Below are 11,537 nucleotides of genomic sequence, written 5' to 3' on the forward strand. Positions count from 1 at the left end.
CTTCCCATGGACGACTATCCCTTGATCGCGCCGGAGACGATCTCCCCCGTGTAGAAGCCGACGCCGGCGCACACGGCCGGGGCAACGGCCGCTCCCACACCGGTTCCCGCCGTGAGGGCACCGCATCCCACACCGGCCAGGGTGCCGACGGCCCATCCCGCCACGCTGGCCCACGCTGCCCGGGTGTCCCCCTGGATGGCGGCGATCCCCGTATTGATCAGGTCGCTGCTCTTGCCGAGCCCTTCCAACGCGCCCCCGATGCTGATGAGCCCGGTGGGGTCAATGCGGTTGACGGGGTCACCCTCGGCATAGAGATAGGGGTTCTTCTCCTGGCCGCTGGGGTCGGGGCTGGTGAAGCGGCTGGTGTGGGGGTCGTAGTAGCGGGCGGCGTAGTGGTAGAGACCGGTGGGGTCTTGGTAGCCGGCGGCGAAGCGGTAGGGCTGGGGAACGGTTTCGGTGGTGGTGGAGCGTTTCACTCCGCGGGGCTCGTAGGCGTAGGTGTTGACCTTGGTGCCGGTGTCGTCGGCGAGCGCGACCACGCTGCCGATGGCGTCGGTGAGGTAGTAGTAGCTGCGGCCCCCGGTGGTCATGGAGTTGAGGGTGCCCCCGGGTTCCCGGTTGAATCCCCGGTCCACGCCTGCCGTACTGGTGGCGGACAGCCCGAGCGGCCCGTTGTGGAAGAAGGTGTCGCCGAGCCTGATGCGCTCGCTTTGGTCGGTGGAGCCGTACTGACCGGTGTAGGTGGTCGCACCGATGGTGAGTGACGTCAACTGCGCATAGTCCGACCACTGCCCTGCGGTACGGGTGCCGTCCGTGCTGGAAGCGGCGGCGGTCTCGTTGCCGGCCGCGTCGTGGGACCAGTTGGTGGTGGAACCGTTCTTCGCGGTGATCTGCTGGGCATCGTTGATGGTGTAGGTGGTGGCGGCGGGGCAGCCGGAGACCGTGCCCTGTGAGGTGAGGTTGCCGGCCCGGTCGTAGCAGTACTGCCAGGCCGCGCTGAGGGTGCTGCCCTGCTCCTCCTTGGCGTAGGCGAGGCGTCCCTCGCCGTCGTAGCTGTAGGTCGTCTTCCGACCGGCGACGGCATCGGTGGCGGTGCGGATCTTGCTGCTGTCCTTGGTGCCGTTGCGGTAGGAGTAGTCCAGCTCGGTCAGGGTGCCCTGAGACGAAGTGGCCTTGATCTTCTCAGGCCGGCCGGAGCTGTCCAGGGTCACGTTCTGCACGGTTCCGCCGGGATACGTGGTCTTCGTGCGGGTGTCGTTGCGGTTGTACTCGTACGTCGTCGTCCTGTTGGCCGTCGGCTCCTTCAGCTGGGTGAGTTTGTTGACGGCGTTCCAGGTGTAGTCGGTGACGCCCGAGGGGTCGGTGTAGGTGTCGACGTTGCCGGCGGGGGTGTAGGTGAGTTGGGTCTGGGAGCCGTTCTGGAGGGTGCGGATGGTTTCGCGGGAGAGCGGGTCGAACTCGTAGCGGATGGCACCGGTACCGTCGGAGCGAAGGGTGAGGTTGCCGTCCCCGTCGTACTCGTAACGCACGCTGGCGGTGGGGGTGGTGACGGTCTTGGTGCGATCGCGGTGGTCGTAGGTGTAGGTGGTGGTGATCCCTCGGCCGTCGGTCACCGTCAGAGGTCGTCCGAGCGCATCGTAGGTGTACGTGGTGGGGCCCAGCGGGGTCGGCGGCGTGACCTTTTCCAGGTTGCCCTGGCCGTCGTAGCGGAAGGCGGTGGAGACCGTCTTCGTCGCGGTCATCCGAGTGGTGGCCTTGCAGCGCTGGCCTTCGAATCCGCCGCAGGTGGGAGCGGCGGGGTTGTGGTCGAAGGTGCGGGTCCCGCCTCCGGTGCCGGTCACCGCGACCGTGGTGGTGTTGCCTGCGGCGTCGTAGGCGTAGTCGGTCTTCTCGTCGTCGGCCGTGGTCATGGACCCGGGCAGGTCCGCCCCGGCGATCGTCTGATAGCCCGTCATGGAGGCGGTCGCCCCGGTGGGCAGCTTCGCGGAGGTCGGGTTGTTGCGCCCGTCCCAACCGTAGGCGGTCACATTCCCGGCGCCGCCGCCCACGCCCATCGCGTCGGTTGCGGTGGCCACGTTGCGGTTGGCGTCGAAGGTGGTCGAGCGATCACGGCCGAGCGCGTCGGTGACCTTGGTGACCGCGCCGTCCGCATGGTGTTCGTATCGCGTGGCGTGCTGCTCCGGGTTGGTGACCGTCGTGGTCCCGGCGGCCTGCGGGTCGGCAGCGGAGTAGGCGTAGTTGTAGGTCGGTCCCGTGTGGCCGGAGCCGTTGAAGGCAGTGGCCCTCAGCATGGACGTCACCCGGTTGACGCTGTCGTAGGTGAAGACCGTCACGCGTCCCTGGGGAGTGGTGATCTTTGTCAACCGGCGCGAGGGGTCGTAGTCGAAGAGTGTTGCCTTGCCCTCGGTGTCGGTGGTCTTCGCCAGATCACCGGCCGGGTTGAGGTCGAAGACCGCGGTGCGACCGACGTTGTCCTTGGCCTGCCACTGGTTCGGATATGTCTTCACCAGGTCGACCCAGCGGCCGGAGCGGGTCTCGGTGAGTTTGAAACCCTTGTGTTCGGTCCCCTGGTTGTGTTGTGTGACGGAGATCGTGCCCTTGTTGCGATCGGTGACCTTCGTCAGCGTGCCGTGCTGGTCATAGGTGTCCTTCACCCCGGACTTGCGGTCGGTCAGTGTGTAGGTCCCGTCGGCATTCGCCTTCAGGTCCTTCGAGTAGCCCGTCGGCGTGGTGAAGTTGCCGCCGGAGCCAGGGCTGAATCGGACCGTGTCCCCGGTCGCGTCGTACAGCACCACCGAGCCGGTGGAGATCTTCAGATAGCGTTCGTACCCCTGCCACCAGCGCTGGGACACCTTGCCCCACGGAGCGTCCAGCGAGTTGTAGGTACGGGTCAGCCGCAACTTCTGGCCCACCCCCGCGATGTCGAAGTCCGTCCCGGCAAGCATCAGGTTGCCGTTGGAGAGATTGATCCGGGCGACCAGGGAGTCGGTGATCCTGAAGTCCGAGATCCGGTGCCAGGGCACCGCACCCTGCCCCTCCGGATCGAACGGGGTCGACGCACCGACGCGAGGGGATTGCGTGGAACCCGAAGTGGCGCCGGAACGTTTCCTCTCCGATGCGCGCCAGGTCGCCACCTCCTGCGAGGGGGCAGCTTCCGGCTCCGTCGGGACGGGCTTGGTCGTGCCCACCGCGACCGGCGGGCTCACGAAAGGCGTCGCCTTCTTGCCCCAGACCGAGTCGACGCCCGGCTCAGGGCCCGGGGGCGCGGCGGTCGCGGGAAGCGCAGTGACCGTCAGGGACAGGACGGCGAAACTGGTCACCGTGAACAGGACGGCCCGTCTGCGGGCGCGCTGTGATGGTGAGCGGAAAGTCGGAGAACCCATGAGATTCCTCCACAGGAATCAACCGCAGCGACCTCTGTGGTCACTGGAGCAGCACACGCTGTCACAGCGTCTTCACAGCTCCACCGCCCCTTCCCCTCAATTGATGCCACATACAGACAAGTTCTGGCCAAGGTTCTCGGGCCCTGAATACCGGCAGAATCCGCTGAAGACCTGAATCGGGGCACTGATGGCAGCATTTCGATGGCATCCAAGGGTGTCCGAAGAACACCACCTATCACCAACCATCGGGAACCTCGCCGGTGTTATGACAGCGTGATGGGTGGGTCCGAGATCGACAGCTGATCGCCAGCCGAGCGGATGCAACGCGTCCCCCAACTCCTACGCCCCGGGCTTCAGGAGCCAGCAGCGAAGGGCCGGCGAGCATGGCTTATGCATCGTCAGTTTGTTGCAGCGGCCCGCCCCAGCCCATGCCCACCCGCTGTTCCGCGGTGCGCGCCATGCCCCGGGGGCGATGACGCCGATCAGCGAAGGGCCCAACTTGGCGACCAGCAAGGGCACTTGAGGACTACGCCCCTTGCCCGAAACCGCGCCCGCCGTAGCTCCAGAGGGGGATGTCGGGCGTCGTCATCGCAGGTGACGACTTCATCAGCGACCACCACCTAGCGTGTCGCACATGATCGGTGGCGCTCGGCGACTGCCCGGAGATCCGATCGATCCCACACACCGATCCGGAGATCCGCCGTGCCCAAAGCTGCCTTAACAACGGCCGGACCGGCCCTGTTCTCACTCGTTCTCGGGCTGTGGGGAATAGCGCGTGAAGACAGCATGTGGCGCGATGAGGCGGCGACTTGGCAGGTGGCCCACAGGACCGTGCCCGAGATCTGGCACCTGCTGGAGCGCGTTGATGTCGTCCACGGCCTCTACTACCTTTTCATGCACGGCGCGTTCGCTCTCGTCGGGGACAGCCTGCTCACGCTGCGACTGCCCTCCGTACTGGCCATGTCCGGTGCAGCCGCCCTGGTCACCCTTCTCGGCAGCCGGCTGGCCAATCGATCTGCGGGCGTGGCAGCAGGGTTGGCATTCACCTTGATCCCCGCAGTTCAACAGTACGCACAGGAGGGACGCCCCTACGCCCTGGTGACCGCCTGTGTGGCGTTGGCATGCTGGTTGCTGGTCTTCGCCGTCGACAGGCCAGGCGCAGGCCCGTGGGCGGCGTACAGCATGGCGCTACTGGTGGCAGCGCTGCTCAACTGGTTCTCTCTCCTGGTGTTACTCGCGCACGCGGCGACAATCACCCTCGCCCGCCCGCCCCGCACCACCGTTCTGTCCTGGGGAGCGGCCTCGACCGCCGCGGTGCTCGGCACACTGCCCCTCGTGGTGGCGAGCGAGGCCCAATCCGGTCAGGCCGCCTGGATACCCTCGATCAGCGGAAGCACACTCCTCGGTCTGCTCCTGGCACTACTCACGGGCGCGGTGTGTGCATGGCTCGCCCGGTCGGGGAAAGGCTGGCGCACTCCCCCCGGCGAGCGGCTGCCGCTCGTCTCACTCGCCCTGCCGTTGCTCGCCCTGCCTCCGCTCGCCTTGCTCGGCGTCTCACTGTTCCGTCCCGTCTACTTGGCGCGATACGTCCTGTTCAGCCATCTCGGACTCGCCCTCCTCATCGGTGCGGCATGCCACGCACTCGCGTGCCGTCTGCGCACACCGCCTCGGCGGACGACCGCCGTGGTGATGGCAGTCGCTTTCGTCGGGCTGCTTCCCGTCCAGCTGTCACTGCGCTGCGCGAGCAGCCGGGTCGACGATGTGCTGTCCACGGCCGAGAATGTCGCCGCGGTCAGCCGAGCGGGTGATGCGGTGCTGTTCATCCCGGCAGCACGCCGCGACACCGCACTCGTCTCCCCGGCCGAGTTCACCGGGATCGAAGACATCGCACTGACCCGGGACCCGCTGGAGTCCGGCACCCTAAAAGGCTTGGAGGACACTCCGGAGCGGATTGCCAGGGCCATGCTGGAGGTGCGCCGCATCGTGGTCGTCCGTGATGAACGCGCATCGCCCGCCGCCACGGAGCGCGACCGGGCCAAACAGCGCATCCTGGACGCGTACTTCGTCCGTACCTCCGAGACCAGCGAACGGGGGCGCAGTGTCATGGTGTTCCAGCGGTCACCACAGTCAGCGCGATGATCCCGGCTCTCCGATTCCTCCCCGTCCGTTCGCGTGCCGGATCCCCTACCAGGTATCGCGGCTCCCTCAGCGCCTGGTGGATCGACACCCCACCGGGCCCTGGGTACGTTTCTCACACTGGCGTCCCACTGCCCCCTGTGCTGGAGCCAGCTCGTAGGCGTTCCCCCAACGCCTCTCAGGCATAGCGCATGAGCAGGGCTTCGATGTATGTTTCCAGCCGTTGCGTCAGAACACCGCTCGTCAGATCGACACGGCCCAGTTCGCGCCAAGGGACGGCGACCTTCTCCGCATCCGGAGCAAAACCCAACGCGTCCAACAGCCGCCAGTGGAGATGGTCGGTGTCGTCGTCGGCAAGGGCTCCTCCCGCGGCGACATAGCGATCGGCGAAGCGCATGCCTTCAGAAATCCCATGCAGCAGGGCCAGGGCAGTCGAGCAATGGGCCACATCCAGATCGGCCGGCCCCCAGGAGGTCTCCACCCAGTCGACGACACCACTGATCTCCAGGCCATCGCCGGCACCGGTGAAGAGGACGTTGCCCGGGTGGAAGTCCCGGTGCAGAAAGCACCCCTGATGGGCGGGGGGTTCCCGGCGAATGACGTCGACGGCCCGCTCCCAGAGCTCAGGACGCTCGGTGACTGCCGGCCGGGTCACTCGCTCGGGAGAAGCCCATGCCTGGTAGGTCCGAGGTCGTTGTTGCGCGGTCACCGGAAGTCGATGGATACCCACCAGTTGCCGGGCCAGGAGTTCAGCGCGGTCAGCAGCGCCCTGATCTCCGAGGCGCACGGTCCCCGGCAGCAGGGACATCAGCAGGGAAGGGTGATCGCAGTACTGCGCCGTTGCGTCCACCGCGGCGAGCGTGGCGGCGGGTACGTCCGTGTCACCGAGCAGACGCAGGACGGTCGCCTCGCGGGTGAGCAAGCCCTCCGCGTGCCGAACGAAGAAGGGTTTGACGAAGGACCGCAGGACGAGCGAGCGCCCGCCACCCGGGCCACTGACGTCCAGTCGACGCATCTCCGATGTCCAGCCACCGCGCAGCCGGACGACCTTATCGATGTGTTCGGCCTCGGACAGGCCCTTCTCCACCCAGGAACGCGTGGCGTCCCAGCCCCGACCGTCAGCATCCGCATCGCCGCCTGCGGCACCTATACCTGAACCCATGAAGGGAGACTATCCCGCCCCCAATGAACGCATCCCGTGCACCGAATTCGCCAACGCTGTCACGCAGATCCTCACGCTGAACCAACTCGCCGCGATGAGTGCGACGAGTTCTCAGTGGGTTTCAAGTAGGCATGCGCCGGTCTTCGGGCCTGTGGGGCGTTGGGCGGCGGACGGCTCTCGGCGAGTTCGCTGCGGGGGCCTCCGAACTCGGTCGAGGAGCCTTCATTCCAACGGTCGCGGGGATGCCAGGACTCTGGTGGTGAAATCTGCCAAGTGAACGCGCATCTGCTCTCGCGTCATTCGCTGTTGGCCGACGAGGTGTTCGACGAGGTCGGCGCGGGTGGCAGCGAGTAGGGCATGAGCCGTGAAACCGGCATCGGTGAGTCCGGGAATCTGCTCCAGCGCGGACTGGAGCGTGCTGTGCCACTCTGCGTAGTGCCCTACCTCGTAGGGGCTGTCGCCACCGGTTCCCTCCAGGGCCAGCGCAAGGTGGCGGTTGTCGAGCTTGAAGCACAGCACAGCGTCAAGAAGGGCGGATACGCGCCGGATTGGCGAGGTGCCGGGCGCCAGAGGGGGTTCTCCCCCTTCGGCGGCGAGCCTGATCGGCGCGAGCCGCATCTCGTACAGCGCGTGAATCAGTCCGGTTCGGTCGCCGAAACCACGGAAGAGCGTCGCCTTGCCCACTCCGGCCGCCGCCGCGATGTCGGCCATGGTGACCGCCCGAGGGCTCTCACAACGGGCGAAGAGCGCATCGGCCGCCGCGAGCACAGCCTCCCGATTGCGAGCGGCGTCCGCGCGTCGCTTGCGTTCGGACATGGGGTTCGCTCCTCCGTTTACAAAGCGGACCCTCGGTCCGTATCGTCAACACTAACCGGACCCTGGGTCCGTATCGTAGCGGAGGGAACGACAATGTACCCGCACAGCACACCAGTTGACCTACACCGCCCTGGCTTACGACTCCTGCCGGGCAACGAATCGGGAAAGTTCATCTTGGTCGTCGGGGCAACCGGCACCACCGGCAGCCGAGTCGTCGCCCGGCTGTCCGCAGCGGGCCTGCGCGTCAAAGCCACCAGCCGACACGCCACCCCTGTGGACGGGGCCCGGCCCGTGCGGTTCGACTGGAACGACCCCTCGTCGTTCGACAACGCTCTCGAAGGCACCGATCGAATCTATCTCGTCCCCCCGCCCGGTTCCCCGGACCCGGCGGCGGTCATGCTGCCGTTCCTCCGGCAGGCGCGCGCCGCGGGAATCCGTCGCGCTGTCCTGCTCAGTGCGTCCGCGATCCCCCTCGGCGGCCCCGCCATCGGGCAGGTCCACAAAGCCCTGCCCGACCTGGTCCCCCAGTGGGCGGTACTGCGGCCCTCCTGGTTCATGCAGAACTTCAGCGGCAATCATGTCCACGCCCGAACCATTCGAGCGGACGGAACCATCCGCACGGCAACGGGCGAGGGCCGCGTCGGATTCGTCGACGCCGAAGACATCGCCGCCGTCGCCGTGCATGCGCTGACCGATGCGCAGGCCCCGAACACCGACCTGATCATCACCGGACCGCAAGCCGTGAGCTACGGCGATATCGCTGCCGTCCTCACCGAGGTCACCGGCCATACCGTCACCCACCGCAGACTGACCCACGAGTCGTTGCGCGACCGCCTGGCCGCGGACCTGCCCATCGAGTTCGCAACGATGCTCGCCGACCTGGACCGGGCCATCGCCAAGGGCGCCGAGGACCGCACCACCGACACTGTCCAACGCCTCACCGGCCACCCACCACGCGACTTCCGTGCCTTTGCGGAACGGGAGATGCGCCGACCGCGATCGCGGCCCGTGTGACGACCAGGTCGTCCATTTCCCCACCGCTCCTGCCGCCCACTCACGAGGGCGTCGCGCCGACGGCTGACCATCACTCCGCTGGCCGACAGTCGTGACCCGCCCACCCCGGCCGTCCGAGCCCGGTCGGGGCATGGATTCCGCCCGGTCACGTGACCGGGCGGTCACGGCTTCCGGCGAGCGCGAGCGCGGCTGCCCGGTGCCATCCTGACCGAGACATGGCGGGGGTGTTCCGGTGAGAGGAGTTCTGTCATGTGGCACCGAAAGGCAGCATTCACCATCGCGATCGCCGTCGGAACGGCACTGGGAATCCCCGGGCTGGCCGGTACCGCGCAGGCGGCACCCACCTGCAACCCCGGCGAGACCTGTTACGTCATGTACTGGGACCAGAACAACAGGGAGTACGTGATCCCCAACCCGGACACGTACTACTGCTACCCGACGCCCGACGCCGCGGTGAAGGGCTACAACCACACGGGCGAGAGGGTCTGGCTCTACAAGTACAGCACCGCGTGCGAAGGGGCGCCCGACGCCTATCTCGACCCGGGCTACTCGTGGAACGACCCGAACACCAAGTACTACTCGTTCGACTTCGTCGGCTACGCCCCCTGACGGACCGCCCTGGCCCGACAGAATCCCGACAGCCCCACAGAACATCCACGACGCCCCGCCTCCCTCCGGATGCGGGGCGTTGTGGCGCGGCGGACAATGGAAGAGCGAGGGGGTCGACGTCAGGAGCACCCGACATGGGCCGGGAGCACGACGAACACCGAAAGCGTCACGACCCCGCGCGTCACGACGTCCGTCTCCCCGGATTCGTCCGGGAGGACGAGATCGGCCTCGGCGATGTGGTGGGTCGGGCGACGAGCGCCGTGGGTGTACGCCCCTGCGGGGGCTGTGCCCGCCGGGCCCGGCGGATGAACGAATGGGTCACCTTCTCCAAGCGGCGCCGCTGACGCACGCGGTCGGCCGACGGGACACCGGGAGCCACTCATGAGCGACGACAACGTCATGCCGGAAGCAACTGCTCCGCCTCCGGTCGCCGAAGAGCCCCATGAGCACCACCATCCTTACGTCTTCGCTATCGGGCAGGTCCGCGCCCGATTCCGCGATCCCGGGGTCGAGAAGGAGTTCACCCAGGTGGTGGGGGCGACGAATACCAAGGGGCTGACCACGGACGAGGTTCTGCGGGAGGTGCTCGCCCGGCCCGAGAACCGCTATCTGGCCCGGCAGATGCAGTACGTCCTCACGATCCAGGGCGTGGACACGTATGACGTGGTGCCGCGCTACTCGGACGACTACGAGAAGCTGATAGCGGCCGTCCGACCGGCTCCCACCCCACTCGATCTCGATGTGGTGGTCGGGGTGCGCGGTCCCCTCTCGGCAGTCGACTCCTGCGCCGGGCTCACCCTGCCGGTGCTGGAGTTCCACCAGCTCTACTCGTTCGACCGCCCGTCGCTGTTCAAGGCGATCGAGAAGCCCGACGGCATGTCGGCCAAGCGCTTCCGGGCGACCGCCGACGAAGTGCTGACCAAGATCCTCCAGATCACGGAGAATGCGGGCGCGACGCCCGAGGACCGCGCCGCGAACTTCGTGGCCTGCCGGTACGAGGCCGTGTATCTGAAGACCTTCGAGGCGTTCGCCGACGATTACGCGCTGACCTCAATCAAGCTCCGTCCGGCGGCGGTCGGCGGCGACCAGGGCGTCATGAGCTTCACTGTCTCCTACACCAGTCGCACCACCGACCTCACGGAGAACTACTCCGTACTGGTCTCCACCCGGTATATGAACCCCTATCTGCTGACCCGTCTCGGGCCAAGCCTCTGAGGTGAGGTGATCGCGGTGACCATCCCCGGATTCACCGCCGAATCGAGTGTGCGCGGCGCCTACGGCGTCTTCCCCGCCCAAGTCTCTTACGGCACCTGCTCGGACGAGTGCGGACACGAGTGCACCAGGACCTGCAAGAACTCCTGGAACAAGCCCCAGTGTTGGCAGAAGTGCCGGGACCGTTGCATCACCAACTGCCTCTGCGTGCCGTGGTGCACCACCGAGACCTACTGCGACGACTTCGGAACAACCGTGGCGGTCGAGTCCTGCATGGACTGCGAGGGGAACGAGACGAAGTCTCAGCCCGTGAGGGTCAAGCCCACGTGCGACTGACCGGCGCCCTGGAATCGGTCCGTCTGTCTGCTCTCACGGCACGCACCGCTGGTCGCCCCGATGTCGTGGTCGGTGTGGTCGACGGAACCATCGACCCCGACCACCCGGATCTGGCGCGCCAGTCCGTCCGGTTCGCCGGCGCCGCGGTCCCCGCCCCGGGCCCGAGCGCTCCCCCGGGCCATGGGACGCTCGTCGTCTCGTCGCTCGCCGCCCGGCCCACCGCCCAGAACCCCGGTATCTGTCCGAGCTGTTCCTTCGTCGTACGTTCCGTCCCCGGGGTCGACATCCCACCTGCCACACCGGCCGAGTTGGCGGACGCGCTGGCGGATGTCGTCGCCGCCGGTGCCCGGGTGGTCAATCTGAGCCTGGCGCTCGAACGCCTCCCGGCCGAGGGCACTGCCGACGACCTCGGTATCGACGTACTGCTCGACGCCGTCGAACTGGCCCGCCGTCACGGGGTTCTGGTGGTAGCGGCGGCGGGCAATGACGGGGAGTTCGGCGGCTCCCCGCTCGTCCGCCACCCCTGGGTGATCCCGGTGGTGGCATGTGACGACGGGGGTCGGCCGTTGCCCACATCGACGTTGGGGCGGGCGATCGGCCGCCACGGTCTGACCGCACCAGCGCTCCCCCGCACGCTGTCCGGGCGCGGGCTCTCCGGCACCAGTGCCGCCGCACCCGTCGTCACGGGGGCCGTGGCCCTGCTGTGGTCCCTCTTCCCTGGCGCCTGCGCCCATGCGGTACGGGATGCGATCACGCAGACCCGGCCCCCGGCACGCCGTATGTCCGTGGTGCCCCCGCTGCTCGACGCGGCGTACGCGTACGACATGCTGCGCGCCATATCGACGTAACCCTCGTAGCCCTCAAGGACC

Annotated in this window: 10 protein-coding genes; 7 read left to right on the forward strand and 3 right to left on the reverse strand. The window is 67.5% G+C overall.

Annotated elements, in window-relative coordinates:
• Nucleotides 1–14: 14 nt before the first annotated feature.
• Nucleotides 15–3,383 carry an RHS repeat-associated core domain-containing protein gene (locus tag OID54_RS04320; protein WP_329014131.1) on the reverse strand — a complete coding sequence of 1,123 codons (3,369 nt, stop codon included), beginning with the start codon at nt 3,381–3,383 and terminating at the stop codon, nt 15–17.
• 786 nt (nt 3,384–4,169) lie between these two features.
• Between OID54_RS04320 and OID54_RS04325 the strand changes: the two genes are divergently transcribed.
• A complete protein-coding gene (locus OID54_RS04325) occupies nt 4,170–5,522 on the forward strand; it encodes a glycosyltransferase family 39 protein (protein ID WP_329014134.1) in 1,353 nt (450 codons plus the stop codon).
• Nucleotides 5,523–5,697: 175 nt separating this feature from the next.
• Here the strand turns inward: OID54_RS04325 and OID54_RS04330 are convergent, their stop codons facing one another.
• Together OID54_RS04330 and OID54_RS04335 are read right to left on the reverse strand one after the other, a co-directional pair.
• Nucleotides 5,698–6,681 carry a phosphotransferase family protein gene (locus OID54_RS04330; protein WP_329014137.1) on the reverse strand — a complete coding sequence of 328 codons (984 nt, stop codon included), beginning with the start codon at nt 6,679–6,681 and terminating at the stop codon, nt 5,698–5,700.
• A gap of 222 nt (nt 6,682–6,903) precedes the next feature.
• Nucleotides 6,904–7,497: a TetR/AcrR family transcriptional regulator gene (locus OID54_RS04335; RefSeq protein ID WP_329014140.1), complete on the reverse strand. Its 594-nt coding sequence runs from the start codon at nt 7,495–7,497 to the stop codon at nt 6,904–6,906.
• A 174-nt stretch (nt 7,498–7,671) separates the two neighbouring features.
• Here OID54_RS04335 and OID54_RS04340 point away from each other — a divergent pair, with 174 nt between their 5' ends.
• The 6 genes from OID54_RS04340 to OID54_RS04365 all read left to right on the forward strand — a co-directional run bounded on the left by OID54_RS04340 (nt 7,672) and on the right by OID54_RS04365 (nt 11,516).
• On the forward strand, nt 7,672–8,511 hold the full coding sequence (locus OID54_RS04340; RefSeq protein ID WP_329014143.1) for an NAD(P)H-binding protein: 840 nt from the start codon (nt 7,672–7,674) through the stop codon (nt 8,509–8,511).
• A 249-nt stretch (nt 8,512–8,760) separates the two neighbouring features.
• Nucleotides 8,761–9,120 carry a hypothetical protein gene (locus tag OID54_RS04345; RefSeq protein ID WP_329014147.1) on the forward strand — a complete coding sequence of 120 codons (360 nt, stop codon included), beginning with the start codon at nt 8,761–8,763 and terminating at the stop codon, nt 9,118–9,120.
• A gap of 134 nt (nt 9,121–9,254) precedes the next feature.
• The gene (locus tag OID54_RS04350) at nt 9,255–9,464 is read left to right on the forward strand and encodes a hypothetical protein (RefSeq protein ID WP_329014150.1); all 210 of its coding nucleotides are present in this window, start codon (nt 9,255–9,257) and stop codon (nt 9,462–9,464) included.
• 37 nt (nt 9,465–9,501) lie between these two features.
• Nucleotides 9,502–10,335: a hypothetical protein gene (locus OID54_RS04355; RefSeq protein WP_329014152.1), complete on the forward strand. Its 834-nt coding sequence runs from the start codon at nt 9,502–9,504 to the stop codon at nt 10,333–10,335.
• Nucleotides 10,336–10,350: 15 nt separating this feature from the next.
• On the forward strand, nt 10,351–10,668 hold the full coding sequence (locus OID54_RS04360) for a hypothetical protein (RefSeq protein ID WP_329014155.1): 318 nt from the start codon (nt 10,351–10,353) through the stop codon (nt 10,666–10,668).
• Nucleotides 10,659–11,516 carry a S8 family serine peptidase gene (locus OID54_RS04365; RefSeq protein WP_329014158.1) on the forward strand — a complete coding sequence of 286 codons (858 nt, stop codon included), beginning with the start codon at nt 10,659–10,661 and terminating at the stop codon, nt 11,514–11,516. The genes OID54_RS04360 and OID54_RS04365 overlap by 10 nt, the downstream gene beginning before the upstream one ends.
• Nucleotides 11,517–11,537: the final 21 nt, after the last annotated feature.

The organism is Streptomyces sp. NBC_00690 (assembly GCF_036226685.1).
Classification (GTDB): domain Bacteria; phylum Actinomycetota; class Actinomycetes; order Streptomycetales; family Streptomycetaceae; genus Streptomyces.